Source organism: Salinicoccus roseus (assembly GCF_003814515.1).
Lineage (GTDB): Bacteria > Bacillota > Bacilli > Staphylococcales > Salinicoccaceae > Salinicoccus > Salinicoccus roseus.
Genome location: NZ_RKQJ01000003.1, coordinates 281,650 through 304,581, shown reverse-complemented (window position 1 = coordinate 304,581; position 22,932 = coordinate 281,650). Strand labels below are relative to the sequence as shown.

Below are 22,932 nucleotides of genomic sequence, written 5' to 3'. Positions count from 1 at the left end.
TCAGCGATTTTTCATTTCTCTTCTGCGGTTTCTATCGGACGCGCTTTTGTCATCGAGTCCCCAAGGACTTCATCGGTCGTGACGCGTTTCAGGAAGAATGACAGGCCAAGGGCGACGGCAAGCAGCAGGGTGGCGATCAGGAAGGCGAAGTTGATGCCGTCGAGCATCGCCTGGTCCATCATCATCGCATCCGGCTGGGAGACACCTGCGAGCTTTGCATTCATCGTGTTCTGCATGATGGTGATCAGGAGTGCCGTGCCGATGGCACCGGACACCTGGTTCAGCATGCTGTTGATGGAAGAACCGTGCGGTGTCAGCTTCGGCGTCAATTGGTTCATCCCGTTCGTCATCACAGGCGTCATGACGAGTGTCATGCCGAATGCCCGGATCGAGTAGAGCATGATAAGGAATGTATAGCTCGTATCAAAAGTGAGCCGGCTGAAGAAGAATGTCGTCGATACGGTCAGGATGAGGCCGAATATTGCGAGGTTCCTCGGCCCGAACATGTCGAAGAGCTTTCCCGAGACCGGACTCATGAATCCCATGATCAGCGCTCCTGGAAGGAGCAGGAGGCCCGTCTCAAGCGGCGAGATGCCCTGTATATCCTGCAGGTATATCGGCATGAGGATCATGCCGGAGAAGAGGGCCATGTTCATCGTCCCGATCAGCAGGGATGACAGCGTGAACATCGGAAACTTGTATACCGAAAAGTTGAGCATCGGCTCACGCATGCGCGTCTGCTTTCTGATATAGAAGAAGACAGCGATGAAGCCGATGAGCAGGGCGAGTATGACATCCGCCCTCAGCCAGCCACTGTTTCCTGCGGAACTGAATCCGTATAGTATGCCGCCGAAACCGAGGGTCGACAGTATGACGGATGGGATATCGATTCTGGTGGAATATCCAGTCTCCGTCTCGGGTAGCTTGAACCATCCGATGCTGAGGACGAGAAGAAGAACCGGTACCATAATGAAGAACAGGTAATGCCAGGAGTAGCTCTGTACGATGAAACCGGAGAGGGTCGGGCCGATTGCCGGCGCAAAGAACATGACCAGGCTGAACAGCCCCATCGCGGTGCCACGGCGTTCCGGAGGAAAGCTTGTGATCATGACGTTCATCAGAAGGGGCATGAGGATGGCCGAACCGGAGGCCTGGACCATGCGGCCCAGGATCAGTACTGGGAAAGCCGGTGAAAAGCCGGCGATCAGAGTTCCTGAGAGGAAGAGCAGCATCGCTGCCAGGAAAAGCTTCTTGGCGCTGAATCTCTGCATCAGGAAGGCGGTGGTCGGTATGACGATGCCGCTGATGAGCATATAGGCTGTAGAAACCCACTGTACCGTGGAAGTGGTGATGCCGAAGTCATCCTTGATGGATGGCAGGGCGACATTCAGGAACGTATTGGAGAGCAGTGCGACAAAGGCGCCGGAGAGCAATATGACGATGAGACGATAGTCCGGCGCAGATCTTTCAGTTGTTTCCATGCAGATACCTCTGTTTCTTTAAAATCAATATTACTATTATATTCCGATTTTCGAAACAATCAAGGATTTTGCACTTTATATCATCCGATCCTGTTGTCTATTGTGATATAGATGAAGAATCCGAGCGTGATGCCGAGAAGCAGTGAGATCGGGATGGCATAGGTGCCCATCGTCGGCACGAATGCAGTGATGAGCCAGTAGATTGCGAGGGTGATGATGCCCATGAGCACCAGGTTCAGCAGTAGGCGTGTCATAATTTTACCTCCATTGTTTATTATGTCGAATATAACTTTCCGAAGGGTCGGCTGTCCATCAAAGCGGTCTGCATTTCCCGCACGGTCCGATGAATGAAATGCTGAAATCAGGGTACAGGGATAATGGATTAAAATTACGGAGGGAGATTGTTTATGAGTAAGGAACTTCTGTTATTCGAACTTGAAAAGACAAGAGGATGGACATTGGATCTGTTCGAGGGAATGAAAGAGGAAGACATGCATATCATCCCTGAAGGATTTCCGAACAGCATCCATTGGCAGCTTGGACATATTGCAGGAATGATGGAGATGGTGACTGCTGCATTGACGGACAAGAACACTGATACGTCCAAGCGCTATCAGAAATATTTTGGATTCGGTACGAGTCCCGACGATTTTGATGGTGAGACACCAGCGACTGATGAAATTGAAGCCCTGCTCAAAGGCCAGCCGGAGCGTCTTGAAGATCTGGATGAAGCAGTTCTGGACGACGACCTGCCACGGGAATTCATGGGGATGACGACACGCAGGGAGCAATTCGCTTTCATGATCCTCCATGAAGCCATGCATGTCGGGAAAGTACAGGAAATGAAACGGGTACTGGAGAACCAATAAGGAGCATCGAAAGATGCTCTTTTTTTGATGGGTAAATTATGATGTTCATTTTGAATTGGATTTATAGTATCTTTAAGGTAAGACTTATGTATGAAAAAACCCCCGGTTGGACCGGGGGGAGTGATCTACTGCAGTTTGTTGACGACAGCTCTCGCTGCGGCCTCTGCGGAGGCTGGGTTCTGGCCGGTGATGAAGTTTCCATCTGTAATGATGTGCTCTTCCATCGCTTCTCCGACGACGAAGCCTGCGCCATTGGATTCGAGTTTCGACTGCAGGGCAAATGGCATATCATCAAGGAGTCCCATGGACTTTTCCTCTTCGTTCGTGAAGCCGGTCAATTTGACCCCGTCCACGACGTATTTGCCATCTTTGGTCTTGGCATCTGCGAAAGCAGCCGGGCCGTGGCATACCGCACTGATGATGCGGCCGTCATCCTTGAAGAATGCCAGGATGTTCTGGATGTCCGCCTGGCCTGGGAAATCGTACATCGTCCCGTGCCCTCCGGCGAAGAAGATGGCGTCATATCCTTCGTATACCATATCCTTTATACGTTTGGTGTTTTGGAGGAGCTTGATGATCTCATTGTCGCCTTCCGCTTCTTCACCATCCAAAGAGTTTGGATCCAGGGGAACTGAACCGCCTTTCGGTGATGCGATGTCGACCTTGAAGCCTGCGCTCTGGAAGACATGATACGGCTCTGCCGCCTCGCTGAGCCACAGGCCTGTAGGCTTGTCTTCATCGTTGTTGATCTTGTCGTGGTTGGTCACTATAAGTAGTACGGATTTAGTCATATTGATATCCACTCTCCTTTCTTTATGATTTACCCCGGGTGGATTGCAATTAATCTTTTTTAAGGAATCTTGATTGGCAAAATGACCGATGAACCAAAAAAATCATCCATACCATGGAGGGAAAGCAATGAATGTAAACTTTGGGAATGTCGCTGAAGATTATTTGAAGTACAGGGATGACATCCCTGACAGTCTGATCAAAGGATTGGAGATGCGTGGGGTGGCGATCGCAGGCAGCAAGGTGGCCGATCTCGGTGCAGGGCCTGGGCTCCTCAGTAAGATTCTGAGTGACAGGGGTGCCATCGTCGATGCCGTGGAACCTTCTTCCGAACTGGTTGAAGTCGGAAAGGCGCATATCGGCGACGACCAGAGGATCAATTTTACACAACGGTATGCAGAGGACACCGGCCTGCCGGCAAACAGCTACGACATCGTCATGGTGATGCGGGCATGGCACTGGTTCGACCGGGAGGAGACGATCGATGAAGTGAAGCGTATACTGAAACCCGGCGGTCATCTGATCATTATGGATTCGGGTTTTACATCCGCTTCCAGAATCGTCAAGGAGTCCATGAAAATCATCCAATCCTATTCGACGGATAAACAGATCAGACCAGCGGGGACGAAGGACATGGCCACACAGATGATCAACAGCTTCCCTGTAGAATGGTTCGACGAATGGAAATACGCGAAGTTGGATCTGATGGAACTGTACAAGGTGGACTACGAGGTCAAGTTCACCAATGAAGAATGGCTCGGGCGGCTGTCTTCGGTATCATGGCTTGCTGCCTTCAAGGAGAAGCAGAGGAAGAATACATTGAGCCGGATCAGCGCCTACCTTGAAGATAATTTCCCGGACGGCAGTCATAAGATCCCGCATATCCTGAGTGTGGCAATCCTCCAGAACAAGAATAACCTGCAGCCCTGAACCGATAAGTTCCCTTCAAATGAAGATAATTTGTGATTTTTGAGCATTTATATTCACAAGTCACTTACTTTTTGTTATTATATTGATTATGTGATAAACAGACATTATCTTATTGGAGGATTATAAATGAAAAATGTACTCGTAGTAAAAGCAAACAACCGTCCGGATGGCATCTCCACAAAAATGTATGATACATTCATGGAAACGGTGAAAGACAATAAAAACATGAACATCAATGTATATGATATATTCGAGGAAGACATGCCATATATCGGACATGAACTCTTCAGCGCCCTCGGCAAGATCCAGAATGAAGAAGCACTGGACGCTGACGAGCAGCGTCTGATGGATGCGAAGCAGAAGGCGATGGACGCATTTGAAGCGGCGGATGTCATCGTGTTTGCGTTCCCACTGTGGAACCTTGCGATTCCTGCACGTCTGCAGACTTTCATCGACTATGTATATTCAGCAGGGTTCACATTCAAATATAATGCAGACGGGTCAATGGCACAGCTCATGACCGACAAGAAGGTCATCCTTCTCAATGCACGCGGCGGCATGTACAGTGCACCTGAAATGGAAGGTATGGACATGTCCCACAACTACATGAAGAATGTCATCGGCGGCGTATTCGGAATGGAAATCATCGATGAAGTCATCATCGAAGGCCATAATGCGATGCCTCAGGAAGCAGCAAGAATCATTGAGGAAGGCCTCGAAAGTGTGCGCGAATGTGCACGCGAACTCAACGCCCAATTTGCATAAGATGCCAGAAAACCGATGTTCCGGCATCGGTTTTTTTGTGCTATCATTTGAATATATATGAATGGGAGGGTATTGGATGTGGCATATCAGAGCATTTGACGAACTGGATGTCCTCACATTGGAGGAAATCTATAGACTCAGGACCGCCGTGTTCGTGGTGGAGCAGGAATGCGCCTATCAGGAAGTCGATGGGGTGGATCCTGAATGTACACATATCTATAAGACGGATGATACGGGGATCACCGCCTATCTGAGGATCGTTCACGGAGATCCATTATCCATTGGACGGGTTATCGTCAGGGAAGACCGCCGGGGCACCGGGCTCGGACAGGAACTCATGAACCAGGCCATGGAATATGTACATACACACTTCAAGGGTGAACGGATCTACCTGCATGGTCAGGCGCACCTGGAGAAATTCTACCAGTCATTCGGGTTCAGGACGACTTCCGAAGTCCACCTTGAGGATGGCATACCGCATTTGGATATGGAATACAAAGAGGGATGAGCATGCTGGCATGCTCATCCCTCTTTGTTTTTCGTCTCATCAATAAGCCAGCGCCGATCCGCATCCTTTTCATAGCGCTGTTTGTTTTCCTGTCTGATCCGATCGAGTTCTTCTTGCATGGAGTGGTTCTCAAGGAGGAAATTCTCCTGCCTGATCCGTTCCAGCTCGATTTCCCGGTCGAGGACATCCAGGCGGATCTGCTCCATCTTTCGTTTATGCTTCAAGTAGTCGCTGCCGAAGCCCCCTGCAAAAACAATCAGAACAATTATAATGATCCACCACATGGGCAGTCTCTCCCTTCAATTTCAGCCCGGGTCTTGTCATGGCGAATATGAACTGCCGTGGTTGATGCCAAAAGTGTTAGTCGTCATCCTCATCTTCTTCTTCGTCCTGAAAATCTTCTTCCAGATCTTCAGCAGCCTCATCACGGTCTCCATCATCTTCTTCAGGATTGCCAGTATCTTCATCTTCACCAACTGGTGCATCTGTATCTCCAGTACCTTCGGGCGCACATGCACTTAAAATGAGCATCATGATCATTCCCATCGAAAGCATCCATTTTTTCATAATCATCCGCCTGCCTTTCTTACGGTTTATTAGGAAAATACCCCAAGTATGCACAAAACAAACAGGAAAGCGGAATCATGGGCATAATAATGCACTTAAAGGCATGTATTTGAAGAATGTAAAGGAAAACAGAAATATAATTTCACATATTAATTAATATAATGGAATTGTTTAAAAATTTATAATAGATTTACTTTGGTAAAATAATCACATGATTATTGATGAACCCTCTATATAATGGTATATTAAAACTGAGATAAATGATATCTGGAAATTAACTGTTAAATAAAATTACAGATTATTAGGGGGAAATTAAATGTTTTCAACAGACCGTATTTCAGCAGACCTGCGTATGGAAGAATACAAGAAAATTGCTGACAGCTACACTTACCTTTCAGAAAAGAAGAAGGAAGATAGAAGCGGAAAGTCCATCTTTGCAAGAATATTCGGCAGAAAGACTGCATAATGACATAAGCAACCCCTGATCATTTGATCAGGGGTTGCTTTTTTCTACGACAGGTTGAGCTGCCAAGTCACGCCGAACTGGTCCTGGAGCCAGGCGAACTGTTTGGAGAAGCCATATTCGTCGAGCGGCATATGGATGGCACCCTGTTTTTTAAGCTTCCTGTAGTAGAGTTCTATTTCCTGGGGGGTGCTGCATTCGATATAGAAGGACATGCTCGGGGTGAAGGTGAACTCATGCGGCACGCTGCTGTCCATCATCATGATCAGCTGATCCTGTATCATGATCGCCCCCTGCATCACCTTGCCTTCGAGCTCGGGATCTGCATCATCATACTTCCTGATCATCCGGATTTCTGCATCCTTGAATGTCTCTTCATAATATTTCATCGCCTCTTCGGCACGGCCTTCGAATGTTAAAGATGGAGTGATGGATTTCATTGGACTGCTCCTTTTTCCTCCAGTATAACAAAAATAGGATGCTCATTAATGAGCATCCTATTTTTCGTCCGTCTGTCCCAGTATGTTCGAGCCCTGTATGAAATATTTCTGGAAGAAGAAGAACAGGATGATGACGGGCATGAGTACAAGCAGTGAACCGGCCATCAGATAGTTCCACTGGGTGCTCGACTGTTCCTTGAAGACCTGCAGACCGAGCTGCAGCGTATAGAGGGATTCATCGTTCAGGTAAAGCAATGGTCCAAGAAAATCGTTCCATACGCCGTTGTTTGAAAATGAAATTATTTTTAAAAAATTTTATTGAAAACCGGCACGCAATGTGCCGGTGGAAACTATGCTTCTGCTGTGAGTTCATCGTAGCGTTTTTCATCATAGACATCTTTGTCCAATGAGCGGTTCGTCTTTGCGGTTATCGTTCCGGCCGTCATCGAACCGCTGACGTTGACGGCTGTCCTTCCCATATCAATCAGGGGTTCGATGGAGATGAGGACGGCGGCGAGGGCGATCGGCAGGTTCATCGTTGACAGGACGATGATTGCTGCGAATGTTGCACCGCCACCGACACCGGCGATCCCAAGGGAGGCGATGACCGTCACGGCAATCAGCGTAATGATGAACTGCGCGTTGATTTCAACACCGGCCGCCGGTGCAATCATGATGCCAAGCATCGCTGGGTAGATGCCGGCACACCCATTCTGACCGATGGATAGTCCGAAGCTCCCCGAGAAGTTGGCGATGCTTGCCGGTACGCCGAGTCTTGTCCGCTGCGTCTGTATGTTGAGCGGCAGTGTCCCGGCACTCGAACGTGAGGTGAAGGCAAACAGCAGTGCTTCCGCCGTCTTCTTGAAATACTGGAGCGGATTCAGGCCTGTCAGTCCGATCAGCAGAAGGTGGACCAGATACATAGTCAGCAGTGCAGCATATGAAGCGACGACGAACAGTCCAAGATCGTATATGGCCTGGAAGTTCGAAGTGGCCACAGTAGAGGCCATGATCGCCAGGATCCCGTATGGTGTCAGAGCCAGAATGATTTTGACCAGCTGCATAACCCAGTCGTTCAGGGCGATGATGCCTGTTCTGATCTTTTCGCCGCTCTCGGGATTGCGCTGCATGAGGCGGACGAAGCTGAAACCCATGAAGATGGCGAAGAGGACGACTGCGATGGTGGAAGTGGCCCGATCCCCTGTGAAGTCAAGGAAAGGATTGGCCGGCAGCAATGATACAAGCTGCTGGGGAAGCGTCTGATCTTCTACTTCAGAAGCGGTGCTCTCGAGTGAGAGTGCCCGTTCATTTTCAGCTTCGCCCAGGTTAAGGCTTGAAGCATCAAGATTGAAGATAAGGGCGGCAGATATGCCGATGACGGCAGCAATTGCGGTGGTACCGAGCAGCAGTGCGATGATTTTGATGCCTGATTTCAGAAACTTCTCCTTTACATCCATCTTTGCGAAAGCACCGAGGATGGAAATGAAGACGAGGGGCATGACGATCATCTGCAGCAATCGCACGAAGCCGCTGCCGACGATGGAAATCCAATCCATCGTATTTGCTATGACCGTACCGTCCACCCCATAGATCAGCTGAAGTCCGGCACCGAAGAACAGGCCGAGTACGAGGCCGATCATCACACGGTGGGAGAATTTTACGTTCCGCCGCTTTAGGAACACCAGGGCACCGATGAGCAGCAGGAAGGCGATGATATTTATGACGACAAGTAATGCATCCATTTGATGACAGCTCCTTTTTAAACAAGTAGCCTCATCATAAACAAATTAATCCTACTTTTCAAGTAGGATTAATATATTCGTACTATTCAGTCGGGTTGAGCAGATGGAGATGCCTTGTTGCCCGGGAGGCCAGAACATACAGTATATGCTTCGAATCGCTGTAGGATTGCACATCCGTCAGGATGACGGTGTTGTACTCGAATCCCTTCGACAGGTAGTAGGGCAGGATGATGAATGACTGGTTGTACAGCGTGTCCGTCTCCCCGAGGTTCTTCATCTGTGGGAACTCATCCTCCAGCTGTGCATAATAGTGGTCGGCCGCGTCTCTTGAAGGGGTGATGATGGCGACTTGCGGATATTGGCCGGAGCGCAGTATGTCCCTGACATAGCCGAGTTCATCTTCAGTGTGCACTTTCTGCACCTCATCGCCGTCGACGGATGCGGACTGTATGGAATCCGGGATGATGCTGTTCAGGAATGCATTGATCTGGTTGGTGGAGCGGTAGGAGCGCTCGAGCCTTTTCTGGACATGATTTTTGGCGACCAGCGCATCCTTCCTGCCGGGGTGGATCTGCTGGTTAGGATCGCCCAGACTCGTGAATGTCGCCTTCCTGTAGTAGTGGCGCATGACATAGTACTGGATGTTCGAATAGTCCTGCACTTCATCGATCAGTACGTGCTGAATTTGCCTGTCGTGCCTGCCGAGGAGGTGGATGTACAGGTAGAGGAAGGGTGCGATGTCTTCATACTTGAAGTCATTCTCCTTGACGGAACGCACGGTCATGTTGCGGAATTTCCTGTCGTAGATCGAGTTTACATACAGTTTCTCGAAATGGACGAAGCGGAAGAGTGCGACTTGGCGGTGCACGGTCTTCAGCTGCTTCTTGGCGAAGTCATGAGCCTCTTTCTTGAGTTCGTGCGCCTCGCCGATGTACTTGTTGCTGTCGCGCAGTTCCCTGTATCTTTCGTTCGTCAGCCTTTTGACTTCCTCGGTATACCGGCTGAGGAGCCTTTCCTGCATCTTCGAGAGCCGCCTGCTTATGGGGTGGCCGCCGAGTTCATTATAGAATGTGTGGACAAGTTCTTCCCTGGTTGCGAACAGCCCATTTTCACCCTGCAGTGTCCTGAACTCCATGCCGTCGGTCTCGAGATGCTTCATGAAGCCATGAAGCGACTTGAAGTATTCGAGGGAATTTTTGAATTCATAGATGTCGTGCCCTTCGTCGTTCTGCCTCAGGCGTTTGATGTTGTCGTAGACATGCTCGAAGTGCCTCCCCTTGAAGTAGGGGAAGTGCGAGATGAGGCGGAAGAAGGTCGTGTTGCGCACATGGTTTTCGCCGAGTTCGGGCAGCACGTCCGACAGGTAGTCGTTGAACACTTCATTCGGTGAAATGAGCAGTATGTTCTCAGGGTTCAGGGTCTCCTTATGCTGGTACAGCAGAAACGCAATCCGCTGCATGGCAAGGGAAGTCTTTCCGCTGCCCGGTGGTCCATAGACGAGCGTATCCTGCGACAGGGGAAGCCGGATGACGTCATTCTGCTCCTGCTGGATGGTGGAGACGATGTTCTTCAGCTTGGACTGGGAGGAGTCGGTGATCATGAGCTGGAGTATTTCATCTCCTATATAAACGTCGCTGTCGAACATGTTGAGGAGGCGGCTGTCTTCGATGATGAACTGGCGCCTCTGTTCGACCGTCGCATCTATCCTGCTGCCGTCCGGGATGCGGTATGACAGGTCGCCTGTCGTGTTCTCATAGAACAGGCTCGCAACCGGGGTGCGCCAGTCGTAGATAAGGATGTCGTTGTCCCGGTTCTTTATTGTGCCGGTGCCGATGTAGATCGGCTCCCCATCGACGGTGATCTTGCCGAAGTAGGGTTTTGGTATCATGCGTTCTGTGCGTTCACGCATCGTCTCTATATAATTGTAGTTCATTTCGGTTCTTCTGATCTCCGGCAGCATCTGGACGAATTCCATGACGTTGCCGTCGGCAAAATCGACGACATTGGAGATGTTTTCATTGATGTCCTGCCGCGTCTCCAGTATGCCCTGGGCCGTGGTGCTCTGCCTGTCCTTCAGGTCTGCATTGAATACTTTGAGAAAATCGACGATGAAGGCGAGATGCCGGGCTTCTTCTTCAAATGATAGAATTTTCATAGGGATCCTCCTTTGGTTCGACATTCAGCATATCGGTATTTTGAAATAATTAACAGTCTTAAATTAATATGGGTCATATGATATACTTGATGTGTAAAATCGAGCGAATATTATACTGGTTAAAGGACAGCGATCATGAGGAAAATATTAGTATCGGGACTGATCACCGGGGTTGTTTCCGGCGTGCTGCTTCTTCTTGCTTCTGCATATGTGGAATCCAGCGCAGGCATCGAAATCATGACATTGCTTTTGAACGTGGACTTCATCTTCGAGCGGAGTCCGGGGCTGTTCATGGAGATTATTTTTCATCTGATGGTCTCTGTCACTCTGGCCATCATACTGAAATGGCTTTATGTGTATAAGCCGCGTCTCTATATGCCGGGACTGGTGACGGTGGGGGCAGTTGTTACACTGCTCTATTTCATCCTCTCCAGCCTAGCCGTACAGACTTTGGATCTGAATGGCTATATCGGCTTTATGCTCTGGGTGATATTCCATATCGGTTATCTCCAGGCCCTGCATCTGATGTTCAGGCTCGGCCTCTGAAATTCCAGCTGCTTTCGACCGCCACGGCCGGAAGCGGCTTTTTTATTATACAATAATAGTTTGCACTCAAACGGGTATAGGGAAGAAATGCTTATGATAATCGGAAGAAGGTGACTGGAATGGACAGGAAGAAAGCACTCCCGCTGCTTGAAGAGGTCATGGAAATCAGGGCTTCTGTAGAACAGGAGGGGGATTGGCTGTTTAAGGAATGGGACAGCACACCGATACGCGAAGGATACAGGAACAGTGCCAGGAATCTGGCATACTATATGGCCTTCAGACGGAAGGATATGAGGGAACTGCAGGAAAAACTGATTCCCTGGGGTGTTTCGTCGCTTGGGCGTCTGGAGGCGGATGTGCTCGGTACACTGAATGCGGTCACCCGGACACTCGGCTACATCGCGGATGAAGATGTGGGGGAGGCCGACTACCGCTCCTCCGACTCCTTTCTGGACCGCAACCTGGCACTCAGACGGAACGCTGATGATATCTTCGGCCCGCCCCGCAACGGCAGGGACACACGCATCCTTGTAACGATGCCGTCGGCCGCCGGCAGCGACTATGAACTGGTGAAGACACTGGTTGAATCGGGAATGAACATGGCACGAATCAACTGTGCGCATGATGACGCAGATACATGGTCGGGGATGATCGGCAACATCCGTAAAGCAGAAGGTGAGACCGGCCTCGAATGCCGTGTACTGATGGATATCAGCGGTCCTAAAATAAGGACCCGGCATCTGCTCACTTCCATGCGCAATCCGAAGCTCAAGGTGGGGGAGCGTTTTCTCCTCTCGGGTGCGGAATCGATGACACTGCCGAAGAAGGTCGAAATAGCGCTCAATACTTCCGTGCCTGAGGTGATCGGGAAGATAACGCCGGGCCAGAAGATCAAGATGGATGATGGGCACATTGAAGCAGAAGCGGTGGAGCAGACGGATGACGGCATCATCTGTGAAGTGGAACGGACCGTGAAGGAAGGCGGGGTGAAGGTGAAGACCGAAAAGGGGATCAATCTGCCGGACCTCGACTTCAAACTGCCTGTCTTGACGGAAAAGGACTACAGGGACCTCGATTTTGCGGTTCAGCACGCTGATGCCATCGCCTTTTCCTTCATCAAGGATGTCGAGGACATCGACCTCATTGAAGATGCATTGTCAGAGCGTCTGCCTGAGGACCGGAAGGGGATACCAAGCATCGCAAAGATAGAAACGCCCGAGGGCATCAGGAATCTGCCCGACATCATCCAGCGCGCAGCAGGCTCACGGCCTTTCGGCGTGATGCTTGCCCGCGGGGATCTTGCGGTCGAGATCGGCTACGAACGGCTGAGTGAGATCCAGGAAGAGCTCCTTTGGATATGCGAGGCTGCCCACGTGCCTGTCATATGGGCGACCCAGGTGGTGGAGTCGCTCGTGAAGACAGGCATACCGACGCGTTCGGAGATCTCCGATGTGGTGGCCGGATCGCGTGCCGAATGCATCATGCTGAACAAGGGTGAATATATCGCAGACGGCGTCGGCGTGGTATCCGAAATCCTGGAGAAATTCGAGGACCACCACTACAAGAAGACATCGATGCTCCGGGCACTCGGCATCGCCAATCATACGTTCGACAATAGGGGATAGAAGACCAGATAGGAGATGGATGCCCATCTCCTTTTTCTATGGAAACGATTAATTTATCAGAATGCTCAATTATTTCTGAAAATTCCTTTATTTTATCCTTATGAGGGCGTATACTACCTACATCGTAGATGATTAGGAGTGATGTATATGTTGCAGGAACCAATAGTAGCCACAGTCATGCTGTTTGCGCTGATCGCCCTCGGGGAACTGATTTCGGTCTATACACGTGCCCGTATTCCAATGCTGATGACAGCGATGCTCGGCTTTTTGATACTTACATGGACCGGGGTGTTCCCGGAGAACATCCTTGAGCTTTCCACGCTTCCGGCACTCGGAGCGATTCTGATCGGTCCCCTCATTGTACATATGGGGACGCTCATGCGCTTCTCAATCCTCAAGAAGCAGTGGCGGGCGGTCATAATCGCCCTGTCCGGCCTTGCAGGCGCACTTACACTGGTGCTCGTCATCGTGACGCTCGTATTCGACTTCACGACGGCAGCAAGCGGTGTCGGTCCGATTTCAGGCGGGGTCGTGGCGCTCCTGATCACCAATGAAACGCTGACGAACCTCGGCCTTACAAGCCTGGTCGTCGTTCCTGTACTTGTCCAGGCATTCCAGGGGGTCATCGGCATGCCGCTCGCGACCGCATTCATGAAGCGGTACGGCAAATCATTCATGGCGGAGAACCGCAGAGTCGAAGAGGACAGCATCGGCTTTGAGGAGGAGCGGGGCCTCTCCCGTTTCAGCCTGATGAAGAACAATACGATCAAACTGTTCGTCATCTTCGTCCTCGGCATGCTCGGGGTCGTCCTTGGGGATCTGACAGGCATCCACTATACGCTGTTCTGCCTGCTATTTGGTATACTAGCCCTGAACTTCAATCTGCTGCCGAAGAGCGCGTTGGAGTCTGCAAACTCGTTCAGCTTCATGATGGTCGCGCTGATCTTCGTCATCATCGGCACGATGGGCGGCATCACACCACAGGATGTGGTGACCAACATCCCTGCTGTGGCGTTGATACTTGCCCTCGGCATATTCGGCATCCTCACAGGTGGATTCATCGCTTCGAAGCTCGTCGGATGGCATCCCTATAAAGGCATCCCAGTCGCCCTGACGGCGCTGATCGGCTTCCCGGGGGACTACCTGATCTGTGAAGAGGTGGCCCGGAGCGAAACCAACAATCTGGAAGATCAGAACAGGCTCTTCCAGGAACTGGTGACACCGATGCTGATCGGCGGCTTCGTCACTGTAACAGTTGCTTCTGTATTCATCGCAAGCTTCGTCATGAGCCTGATATAAAAAAGTAAAGAAATGGGAGTGTAGAAGATGGGAAAACTTTTCATCAAAAATGTCAATCTGATAGACGGTACCGGTTCTGAACTGGTCCAAAATACGAATGTACTCGTGGAGGATGGCCGCTTCAAGGCGATTGATGCTGAAGCATCAGCTGCAAAGGGTGCGGAAGTGCTGGATGGTGCGGGACAATATATGCTGCCTGGCATGATCGATGCGCACGTGCACATGATGACGGAATTCAAACCGCTCGAACAGCGGCTCGTCACTCCGTTCTCATATAATTTCTATGCCGCGATGGAATATCTGAACCGGACGCTCAATGCAGGCGTGACAACGGTACGCGATGCCCTCGGCAGCGACCTTGGACTCAAGAAGGCGATAGAGGATGGTCTGGTCAAGGGGCCGCGCATGCAGATCAGTGTCAACGCTCTGACGATCACAGGAGGACATGGGGACGGCTTCAACTATTCAGGCATCGTGACGGACCTCATGCAGCCGCACCCGGGTATGCCGCACGGTATATGCGATGGTGTGGAGGAAGTGCGCAAAAAGACGCGTGAAATGCTGAGGGCGGGTGCTGACATCATCAAGGTCCACGCTACAGGCGGGGTATCGAGCCCGACCGACCATCCGAAATTCACCCAGTTCTCCCTTGAAGAACTCAAGGTCATCGTGGAAGAGGCGAAATTCCGGAACGGCGTCAAAGTCATGGCGCACGCCCAGGGACTGGAGGGTGTCAGACAATGTGTGGAAGCGGGCATCCATTCCATCGAGCACGGCATATTCCTCGATGATGAAGTATGCGGCATGATGAAGGATCAGGGGACATACCTCGTACCGACTCTGCTGGCACCGGTATCCGTGCTCGAGTTCGCCGAAGAGCTCGGGATGTCGAAGACTGCTGTAGAGAAGTCCGAGGAAGTCATCGAAATACACAAGGAAAGCTTCACGCGGGCATATAAGGCCGGCGTCAAGATTGCCATGGGTACCGATGCAGGCGTCTTCAAGCACGGCACGAACCTCCGGGAGCTTGAACTGATGGTCGAATGCGGCATGACACCAGGGGATGCCATCACGGCTTCCACCAAGACCGCTGCAGAGTGCATGGGCTATACGGACATCGGTCTCGTCAAGGAAGGCTATGTCGCCGACTTCATCTTCTCGAAGGAGAACCCGTTGGAGAACATCGGTGCTTTGAAGGATAACGACAACATCAAGGTCGTCGCAAAAGAAGGCGTCGTATTCAAGAATATCATAGGAGAATAAGGGCACCCCCGGCCGGGGCTGTTTTCCATTCCCATAAACGTGTCATGACAATGTATGGAAGCGGGCATCCGGCTCACGCCGGGTGCCTTTTTATATGCACAATGAATCCATGCATCGACAATGGTCTTCCTATCTTATATGATTGGAGAAACCACACGAAGACGGGGGAAGAATATGAAGAAGGCAGCGCTGATCATCAACAGAAAATCAGGGAAGAAGAAAAAGCCGCCGGTCGAATATGGTGTGCTCCGTGCCCTCCACGGCCAGAACTATGAAGTGGAAGTATTGTATACGGATGGATCCGATGCAAAGGAGCTCGCTATGGAAGCGTCGCGGTATGCAGAGCTGATCGTGTCTTCCGGCGGTGACGGCACCATCGGTGAAATCATGGACGGTATGGTCGAATGTGGTTCTGAAGCGGCCCTGTCGATCCTGCCGGCCGGCACCGTCAACGATTATACACGCGCCCTCGGCCTCCCCCTCGATATGAATGAGGCGATCCGGAACCTGTCGAAGCCACAGAAGACGATTGAAGCGGATGTCATCAGATTCAACGGCCGCCATGCAGCCTACCTGATTGCACTGGGCGATTTCATGGAGTCATTCACGGGTGTCAGCTCCAAAGTGAAGAACAGGTTCGGCATACTTGCCTACCTCTATGCAGGGCTGCATGCACTGTTCACCATGAAGAACTATCGGGTGAAGATAGATGCGGACGAAGAGAAGGTGATGAGCGATTCGATCCTGACGATCGTCGCCAATACATCGTCCGTCGGCAGTTTCGACCGGCTGCTGCCTGAGGCCCGGATCGATGACAACCATCTGCACGTCATCAACATCGTGCCCTCCACCCCGAAGGAAATCGTTGAAATCATCATCGCGGCGTTCCGGGGCAGGCTGACCGGGCACAGCAATGTCCATTATATGCGCACGAAGAAGCTGTTCCTCGATACAGACAGGCTGGAAGTGATGGATATCGATGGGGATGCCGAAGACTTCAGCGCCATGGATATCGAAGTCGTACCCGCCTGTATCCGCATCAATGTGCCGGAAGGTCATGCCGAATGACGGCATCCGCCGACCTATGTTGAAATATTTCCCTTAATCGTATATCATATACCGGTGGATAAAAAACATTGAGGAGGAGGATGATTGTGAAGATCAGAGAAAGGCTCAAACGCATCGATTTTGAAAAAAGAAGAGTTTCATTCGATCCCAGGATCACGCAACAGACCCTGATCAATATTGCTACGGTAATCATCGGGTCTTTTATTTTTGCCATTGGGGTCAATTCGTTCATGATTGCCGGCAATCTCGGGGAGGGCGGCGTCACCGGGCTCGCAATCATTCTCTATTATGCATTTGATATCTCCCCGGCCCTGTCGAACCTTGTGCTGAACTCGATCCTGCTCGCCGTCGGTTTCAAGTATTTGAGCAAACGTTCGATGTATTATACGATCGTTGTCGTAATACTGACGTCGTTCTTCCTGTGGGTGACGGAGACCTGGCATGTACAGTCGGATGAAATACTGGTCAACACGGTGTTCGGCGGCATGTTCGTCGGACTTGGCATCGGTCTGATCATCCGGATCGGTGCAACGACGGCAGGCACGACGATCCTTGCCCGGCTGGTCAATAAATATATGGACATCAACGTATCCTACGCGCTCCTGTTCTTCGACCTGGTCGTCATCACCATCGGCCTGACCGTCATGACGCTCGAACAGGTGCTGCTCACGGTCATCGCCCTATACATCGCAACGAAGGTCATGGACTTCATCATCGAAGGTATGAACCCGAAGAAGGCCATCACCATCATCTCCGACCATCCAGAGCGGCTCGGCAAGATGATCAACAGTGAAATCAGACGCGGCGTCACGATCATGAACGGCCGCGGCTTCTACACGCAGGAGGACAAGGATATCCTCTATGTCGTCATCAACAAGAACCAGTTGACACGGCTCAAGCGCCTCATCAAACGGTATGATGAGGACGCATTCGTCGTGGTGCACGATGTGAACAGCGTGCTCGGCAACTATTTCATATAGACGAAGACCCCGCCTTGGCGGGGTCTTCTTCATTTCCTCTTCGTTTTCAGGTAGATGGCCGAAGGGTCGCCGCCCCTCGTTTCAAATCCTTTATGTATCAGCCAATTCCTCGTGAAGGCACTGGTCGGCCCCTGCATCATCAGATAGACCTTCTCCACATCATCAGCCGCCTCCAGATAGGCGTCCATCAATTTTGAGGCGACCCCTTTTGACTGGTGGTCCGGGTGGATGACGAAATCCGCGACATACTGGGTGAACATCAAGTCCCCGGAGGACCGGATCAGTCCGATGAGCTGGCCAGAATCCCAGGCCGTGACGATGTAGTCGGAAGCCATCACAGCCTCGAAGAGTGCATCCATCCGCTTGTCATAGGATGTATGCCCCTTGCTCCTGTAGAGCTGTTCAATATCATCGTAGCCGATGTCTCTGCCTGTAGAAAGTTCAATCATGGCTTTACCCCTTTTTCATTTAATCATAGCGGCTGATTCACCCTTGCGCAATGTCTATTAAAAATATATCATAAAGAAAGGATTATTTTTACAGAATATTAAAATATTTTAAATGGACTGGGATGGGTTGTCATGTTTGCATCAGTATTCAGGGAGACATTCAAACGCACATGGCGGAATCGAAAGAACCGGCTTGTGCTCATTCTCTCCTTCGTCGCCATATTCGTCCACCTCTTCTTCTATATGCCGGGCCAGGAGCACCCGATGACGATCGACAGGGAAACTTTACGCCTGGAGATGACGGCGGCCTACGGGATGAAGGAGGGCCGGCTCGAGTCGGGGGACATAGCAGTGAACAGCATGACCGGCATCGATACATACAGTACTGCGAAGCAGCAGTATGAAGATTATTTCGGCTACCACAGTGCTATTGAAAATGGCGATGTCGCCCTGCTGGCCAGGATGACCGCCGGAGGACTGCCGGATTTCGCCATGGACACAGTGTGGGAGCAACTGAATGATAAATATGAGGGAGACCTCCAGATGATGGGCTACCATCAGACGCGCCTCTTCCAAGAGATGCGGAGCATTGCCGAGCAGGACGGGGTGACGCTCCATATGTACGACAGGAAAACGGCCTTCCAGCAGCTGTATACCTTTTTCGCCACTTACGGTCCGCTCATCGTGCTGCTCATCACAGTGTTTGTGGCGAGCGAGATACTTGTCGACGACCGGCGGCACAAAACGCTTAAAGCAGGTCAGCCGATGGGATGGCGCCGCTACATATTCCATCAGTCGCTCTCCCTTGCCATAATACTCGGTGCCATCTTCTCCGTACTGCTTGCGGTGTATTTCCTGGCTGCCGGGATAATGTACGGGTTCGGTTCACCGGGGCTTGAAGTGGGCGCCTACCAATATGATGAGGGATATCGCGGGGACGGCTCGAACTTCTCCACGCAGACAATCGGTGTCTTCATCGGCATGTCGCTCATCCTCATCATGCTGCTGATCTACTTTTTCATCCGTCTGAATGCACTGCTGTCACTTGTCTTCCGGCACGACATCCTCGTAATGCTCATCGGTTTCGTGATCCTGGGCTTCAACCGGATCTACAGCGGCAGAGGAGAGGAGGGCATCTTCGGCATCGGAGGGGAATATTTTCTGCACAACTATTTTGAGACGGGCCTCGTGCTGAGCGGGGAGCGGAACTTCCTCGCCATGACGGATGCCTACAGTTTCACCGGTGCCCTGATCATTATCGGGGTGTCGATACTGGTGCTCGAAATGCTGACCGCCCTCGCGGCAGGGTGGATGCATCGTCAGAAGTTCGAAAGGGAGGTGCGGTGATGCGCCTGTTCAAATGGGAAGTGCTTAAAATCCTCCGGGACTGGAAGGTGCGGATACTGCTTGTGGCACTGCTGCTGTTCCTCGCCACATACTCGACCCTCTATCAGGATCGTACAATAAAGCTTCCTGTGGAGGAGGCACGGGAAGAGTATCACGATACGCAGCGTCTTTTCCATGCGATTCCTGAGGCGCACTTCGAGACTGAGACCGGCCAGGACATTTACGACCGCCTCGCCCGTCAGCAGCAGATTCTCGGCATGCAGCGCTTCATCCTCTCCGAAAAGGAGGGGAACACGGTGGAAGGGCTTGAGGAGATCGTCAGCGACTACGTCGATCAGGGGATCGAGATGACAGAGAACCAGCTTCATTTCCATGAAGTGGATGACTTCGAATCACAGACATTGCTGTTGAGCTTCATACCCGGGGAAGTGGAACTTGAAAACAGGCTGAAGTTCCTGAATTACCTCAAGAAAAACGATGTGGCGATCGACTGGAACCCGATGTCGCCGAGTCTTGTGCTCTACAGTCTGATCAATATCCTCGCCGGCGTCTTCATCTATATCGTCGCTGCAGTCTTCGGTGCGGATCGGTTCAGCAGGGATCAGGAATACAACTGGAGCATCACACAGGGGATTCCGTTGACATGGAAGTCACAATGGCGGATGCGGACGGTCATCAGCTGGGTGCTGATATGGATTGCCATCCTCATCGGTCTTGTGGTCTCCTACATCATCAACCGCGCATCGGTGGACACCGGGACGCTCCTCTATCCTGTGCCGCTCTACAGCGGCAGCCAGCTGGAGTACATCAGCATAATGGAATACACTATGCTCGTGGTGGCCCTCACCATGGCTGCAAGCTACCTCATATTGAAGGTCTCTACTGGATTCAGTTGGATGTTCAGGAACACCTATCTCACAATCACGCTCGTAATCGGGATGTTCTTCGTCCCCTACATCTTCACGATCGTCCCGCCGCTCGGCAGTTGGAACCCGTTCCTCTATCTGCAGATACTCCCGGTTCTGGAAGGGGAATGGGCTGAAGCGGGTAGGGTGGATGTGCCGAAGCTCCTCATCAGTCTTCTAGTGCTTTATATTCTGGTCGAGCTCGCATTCCACTTCATATTCAGACTGATTCCGACACGTTCAGGAAAACTAGAAAGGAGGAGGAAATGATGACACTTGAAATAAAAGATCTGACCATCAGCTATGGCAGCCACACCGTCCTTGAAGATATCAGTTTCAGCATTCCCGACGGTACAATCATCGGCCTCGTCGCACCGAATGGCACCGGGAAGACCACGCTCTTCAATGCAATCATCCGCTTCATCCCGATCAATCAGGGTGAGATACGGATTGACGGCAGAAACTTCAGGAATACTGCGAAGGACGTCAGGGCGCTCCATGAGCAGATCACCTTCTTTCCAGATCAGGCGGAGCTCTACGAAAACTTTTCCGGCTACGAACATATCCAGATGTACAGGGATATCTGGAACAGGGAGGAGCAGGACATCGACGGCATCATCCAGCGGCTGAATATGGAGGGGTATGTCCGCAACAAGGTCAGCTCCTATTCCCTCGGCATGCGCCAGCGGCTCTGCTTTGCCATGATGATTGCTGCAGACACGAAGATCATGTTCATGGATGAGATCATGAACGGTCTCGATCCGATCAATGTCGAGCTTGTGAGCCGTATCCTTCAGGAGGTGAAGGCGTCGGGCAAGATCATCATTGTTGCGAGTCATCTGCTGGATAACCTTGATGACTACGCCGACCAGATATTCTTCCTGAATGACCGGCGTCTCGCCTACAAGTATGACCGCAGGAAGGAAACGGAAAAATACATCAAGGCCACAGTGCCGGGGGCAGCCCTCCATGCCATGAAACCATGGCCCGAGGGGACCATCCATCTGAACGGCAGCCGAATCTGCATACCGGCAGCGGAGCTTTCGGGAGAGCGGAAGGCCACCCTCATGGAGCGTCTTATGGAAAATGGAGCGGAATCGGCCACAATCGGACCGCTCGGGACATATGAACATTACTTGAGAATCTATAAGGGGATGGGGTCATGAGATGGTGGCTGTTTGCCGTGATCCTCATGGCTGGATGCAGCCATGGGGGTTTCATGCCGGAGAAATATGATGGTGAAGCGCTTGAAGCGGATAGGGCGGCCATCACAGCCTATGAAGAAAACAATATACTGATCACGGAAGATCTTCCGGAACGCTTCCCATTCACCAAGAGCACGGAGATAGCCGGCATCCAGGATGATACCGGTGAGGAGATGCAGCTTGAAGCAGGTACATATGATGTCGGAACCGATGTTCCTCCAGGCAGGTATGATGTCCTGCTGCAGGATGAGGCAGGGGCCCTTGTCATAGAGGATGATCAGGGCGTGCGGCTGCTTGAAATCCCAGTCGGTGTGCGGACACCGGTGGCACAGGTCGATCTCGCGCGTGGTTATACGCTGACGTTTGCATCCAGGGACGGCCAGCTGGCGATTACGCCAGTGGGAAATGATATGATGGAAATGGATGGGGAAGAATATATCGAAATTCCGGCCGGTACACACACGGTCGGCACCCATGTGCCAGCCGGAGAATATGAGCTGCTGTCGGAAAGCCTCCCGATCATGGGTGATGGTGGTCTCCCACGCATCTATTGGAATCCGTCCCCAATGATGCTGGGGCTTGATGAAGATATGGAAGACGTGAAGGGCGTTCCTACTGAAATGAAAGCAGGGGATACCATCGTTGCGGAATATCCTGTACAGCTGAAGAAAATAGAATGATGGGAGTGGTGGATATCAATATAAAAGCATTGCAGTATCAGGTGGCATTCGGAGATGTCGAAGAGAATATTGCCAGGGTCAGGGAGCAGTTTGACCGGGCAGAACTCAAGGGGACTGACGTCGTTGTGCTCCCTGAGATGTGGACATCGGGATATGACCTTGAAAATATCCAAAAGCATGCCTGCCAGGACCTCGAGCCTGCGCAGTCTGTAGTTTCCGAACTTGCACAGGAATATGATGTGAACATCGTCGCAGGTTCCGTCGCCAACATCAAGGATGATCCGGATGAGGTGTACAACACTGCATTTGTCGTCGACCGGAGCGGGAAGCTCGTATATGAGTACTCCAAGATGCATCTGGTCCCGATGCTGAACGAACCAGAATATCTGACGGGCGGAAAGGACAAGGTCGAGACATTTACACTCGATGGCAATACTTGCGGCCTCGTCATCTGCTACGACCTCCGCTTCCCGGAACTCTTCCGGGACCTGGCGTTGAAGGGGGCGACTTCCATCTTCACCGTCGCCGAATGGCCGATGGCGCGCAAGGCTCATTGGGAAGTGCTCATCAAAGCACGGGCAATCGAGAACCAGTGCTACCTCATCGCATCGAACACATACGGGGAGATTGGTGATCAGGAGTTCGCCGGCCGTTCCATGATCATCGATCCCTTCGGCAAAGTCGTCGATGAGGCTGCGGATCGTGGAGATGCGGCCGTAACCGGTCAATTGGACGGAAATGAAGTGGCACGGATCCGCAAGGAAGTGCCGATATTCGATAGCCGGAAAAGGGAGATGTATCATTTCCTGTAGTCAGCGGGCTCCCGCTGAATGCTCTATTCGTTCGAGCTCTCGTG

26 protein-coding genes are annotated in these 22,932 nt (G+C 51.4%); 16 read left to right on the top strand and 10 right to left on the bottom strand.

The window, feature by feature from the left end:
• Nucleotides 1–11 precede the first annotated feature (11 nt).
• Together EDC33_RS10725 and EDC33_RS12695 are read right to left on the bottom strand one after the other, a co-directional pair.
• Nucleotides 12–1,481 carry a DHA2 family efflux MFS transporter permease subunit gene (locus EDC33_RS10725; protein ID WP_124011174.1) on the bottom strand — a complete coding sequence of 490 codons (1,470 nt, stop codon included), beginning with the start codon at nt 1,479–1,481 and terminating at the stop codon, nt 12–14.
• Between the two features lie 80 nt (nt 1,482–1,561).
• A complete protein-coding gene (locus EDC33_RS12695; protein ID WP_170156411.1) occupies nt 1,562–1,735 on the bottom strand; it encodes a hypothetical protein in 174 nt (57 codons plus the stop codon).
• A 153-nt stretch (nt 1,736–1,888) separates the two neighbouring features.
• Between EDC33_RS12695 and EDC33_RS10720 the strand changes: the two genes are divergently transcribed.
• A complete protein-coding gene (locus EDC33_RS10720; RefSeq protein ID WP_124011173.1) occupies nt 1,889–2,350 on the top strand; it encodes a DinB family protein in 462 nt (153 codons plus the stop codon).
• 125 nt (nt 2,351–2,475) lie between these two features.
• Here the strand turns inward: EDC33_RS10720 and EDC33_RS10715 are convergent, their stop codons facing one another.
• On the bottom strand, nt 2,476–3,141 hold the full coding sequence (locus EDC33_RS10715) for a type 1 glutamine amidotransferase domain-containing protein (RefSeq protein ID WP_124011172.1): 666 nt from the start codon (nt 3,139–3,141) through the stop codon (nt 2,476–2,478).
• A 127-nt stretch (nt 3,142–3,268) separates the two neighbouring features.
• Here EDC33_RS10715 and EDC33_RS10710 point away from each other — a divergent pair, with 127 nt between their 5' ends.
• The 3 genes from EDC33_RS10710 to EDC33_RS10700 all read left to right on the top strand — a co-directional run bounded on the left by EDC33_RS10710 (nt 3,269) and on the right by EDC33_RS10700 (nt 5,342).
• Entirely contained in the window at nt 3,269–4,069 is an 801-nt protein-coding gene (locus EDC33_RS10710) for a class I SAM-dependent methyltransferase (RefSeq protein WP_124011171.1), read from the top strand.
• 126 nt (nt 4,070–4,195) lie between these two features.
• Nucleotides 4,196–4,834 (top strand): FMN-dependent NADH-azoreductase, encoded by a 639-nt coding sequence (locus EDC33_RS10705; RefSeq protein WP_094906935.1) that lies wholly within the window; start codon nt 4,196–4,198, stop codon nt 4,832–4,834.
• A 76-nt stretch (nt 4,835–4,910) separates the two neighbouring features.
• Nucleotides 4,911–5,342, top strand: a complete 432-nt coding sequence (locus EDC33_RS10700; RefSeq protein WP_040105801.1) for a GNAT family N-acetyltransferase — start codon at nt 4,911–4,913, stop codon at nt 5,340–5,342.
• A 14-nt stretch (nt 5,343–5,356) separates the two neighbouring features.
• On the opposite strand, the gene EDC33_RS10695 is transcribed toward EDC33_RS10700, so the two are convergent.
• Both EDC33_RS10695 and EDC33_RS10690 read right to left on the bottom strand, forming a co-directional pair.
• Entirely contained in the window at nt 5,357–5,626 is a 270-nt protein-coding gene (locus tag EDC33_RS10695; protein ID WP_124011170.1) for a hypothetical protein, read from the bottom strand.
• 76 nt (nt 5,627–5,702) lie between these two features.
• Nucleotides 5,703–5,909: a hypothetical protein gene (locus tag EDC33_RS10690; protein WP_124011169.1), complete on the bottom strand. Its 207-nt coding sequence runs from the start codon at nt 5,907–5,909 to the stop codon at nt 5,703–5,705.
• A 316-nt stretch (nt 5,910–6,225) separates the two neighbouring features.
• Here EDC33_RS10690 and EDC33_RS12690 point away from each other — a divergent pair, with 316 nt between their 5' ends.
• A complete protein-coding gene (locus EDC33_RS12690; RefSeq protein WP_170156410.1) occupies nt 6,226–6,375 on the top strand; it encodes a hypothetical protein in 150 nt (49 codons plus the stop codon).
• Between the two features lie 44 nt (nt 6,376–6,419).
• Here EDC33_RS12690 and EDC33_RS10685 read toward each other — a convergent pair whose 3' ends face one another.
• The 4 genes from EDC33_RS10685 to EDC33_RS10670 form a co-directional block, all read right to left on the bottom strand.
• Nucleotides 6,420–6,812: a VOC family protein gene (locus EDC33_RS10685; RefSeq protein ID WP_094906932.1), complete on the bottom strand. Its 393-nt coding sequence runs from the start codon at nt 6,810–6,812 to the stop codon at nt 6,420–6,422.
• A gap of 57 nt (nt 6,813–6,869) precedes the next feature.
• Nucleotides 6,870–7,067 (bottom strand): hypothetical protein, encoded by a 198-nt coding sequence (locus tag EDC33_RS10680; RefSeq protein WP_308809865.1) that lies wholly within the window; start codon nt 7,065–7,067, stop codon nt 6,870–6,872.
• A gap of 95 nt (nt 7,068–7,162) precedes the next feature.
• Nucleotides 7,163–8,554 (bottom strand): L-cystine transporter, encoded by a 1,392-nt coding sequence (locus EDC33_RS10675; RefSeq protein WP_124011168.1) that lies wholly within the window; start codon nt 8,552–8,554, stop codon nt 7,163–7,165.
• A gap of 82 nt (nt 8,555–8,636) precedes the next feature.
• Entirely contained in the window at nt 8,637–10,709 is a 2,073-nt protein-coding gene (locus EDC33_RS10670) for a HelD family protein (protein WP_170156409.1), read from the bottom strand.
• Nucleotides 10,710–10,844: 135 nt separating this feature from the next.
• On the opposite strand from EDC33_RS10670, the gene EDC33_RS10665 reads away from it, so the two are divergent.
• From EDC33_RS10665 to EDC33_RS10640, 6 genes are all read left to right on the top strand, one after another.
• Nucleotides 10,845–11,255, top strand: coding sequence for a hypothetical protein (locus EDC33_RS10665; protein WP_124011166.1), 411 nt, complete (start codon nt 10,845–10,847; stop codon nt 11,253–11,255).
• 119 nt (nt 11,256–11,374) lie between these two features.
• A complete protein-coding gene (locus tag EDC33_RS10660; protein WP_124011165.1) occupies nt 11,375–12,880 on the top strand; it encodes a pyruvate kinase in 1,506 nt (501 codons plus the stop codon).
• 147 nt (nt 12,881–13,027) lie between these two features.
• Nucleotides 13,028–14,179, top strand: a complete 1,152-nt coding sequence (locus EDC33_RS10655; RefSeq protein ID WP_094906926.1) for a hypothetical protein — start codon at nt 13,028–13,030, stop codon at nt 14,177–14,179.
• A 27-nt stretch (nt 14,180–14,206) separates the two neighbouring features.
• On the top strand, nt 14,207–15,442 hold the full coding sequence (locus EDC33_RS10650) for a metal-dependent hydrolase family protein (protein ID WP_124011164.1): 1,236 nt from the start codon (nt 14,207–14,209) through the stop codon (nt 15,440–15,442).
• Nucleotides 15,443–15,616: 174 nt separating this feature from the next.
• On the top strand, nt 15,617–16,510 hold the full coding sequence (locus tag EDC33_RS10645; protein WP_124011163.1) for a diacylglycerol/lipid kinase family protein: 894 nt from the start codon (nt 15,617–15,619) through the stop codon (nt 16,508–16,510).
• Between the two features lie 86 nt (nt 16,511–16,596).
• On the top strand, nt 16,597–17,490 hold the full coding sequence (locus EDC33_RS10640) for a YitT family protein (RefSeq protein WP_094906969.1): 894 nt from the start codon (nt 16,597–16,599) through the stop codon (nt 17,488–17,490).
• Nucleotides 17,491–17,519: 29 nt separating this feature from the next.
• Here the strand turns inward: EDC33_RS10640 and EDC33_RS10635 are convergent, their stop codons facing one another.
• Nucleotides 17,520–17,939: a GNAT family N-acetyltransferase gene (locus tag EDC33_RS10635; protein ID WP_094906923.1), complete on the bottom strand. Its 420-nt coding sequence runs from the start codon at nt 17,937–17,939 to the stop codon at nt 17,520–17,522.
• Nucleotides 17,940–18,071: 132 nt separating this feature from the next.
• On the opposite strand from EDC33_RS10635, the gene EDC33_RS10630 reads away from it, so the two are divergent.
• Genes EDC33_RS10630 through EDC33_RS10610 form a run of 5 tightly spaced genes read left to right on the top strand, consistent with a single transcriptional unit; the run spans nt 18,072 to nt 22,888 of the window.
• Nucleotides 18,072–19,286, top strand: coding sequence for a hypothetical protein (locus tag EDC33_RS10630; RefSeq protein ID WP_124011162.1), 1,215 nt, complete (start codon nt 18,072–18,074; stop codon nt 19,284–19,286).
• Nucleotides 19,286–20,461 (top strand): hypothetical protein, encoded by a 1,176-nt coding sequence (locus EDC33_RS10625; RefSeq protein ID WP_124011161.1) that lies wholly within the window; start codon nt 19,286–19,288, stop codon nt 20,459–20,461. Before EDC33_RS10630 ends, EDC33_RS10625 begins: the two co-directional genes overlap by 1 nt.
• On the top strand, nt 20,461–21,357 hold the full coding sequence (locus tag EDC33_RS10620; RefSeq protein WP_170156408.1) for an ABC transporter ATP-binding protein: 897 nt from the start codon (nt 20,461–20,463) through the stop codon (nt 21,355–21,357). Before EDC33_RS10625 ends, EDC33_RS10620 begins: the two co-directional genes overlap by 1 nt.
• On the top strand, nt 21,354–22,076 hold the full coding sequence (locus EDC33_RS10615; RefSeq protein WP_124011159.1) for a hypothetical protein: 723 nt from the start codon (nt 21,354–21,356) through the stop codon (nt 22,074–22,076). The genes EDC33_RS10620 and EDC33_RS10615 overlap by 4 nt, the downstream gene beginning before the upstream one ends.
• A complete protein-coding gene (locus EDC33_RS10610; RefSeq protein WP_249036096.1) occupies nt 22,076–22,888 on the top strand; it encodes a carbon-nitrogen family hydrolase in 813 nt (270 codons plus the stop codon). The genes EDC33_RS10615 and EDC33_RS10610 overlap by 1 nt, the downstream gene beginning before the upstream one ends.
• The last annotated feature ends 44 nt before the right edge of the window (nt 22,889–22,932 follow it).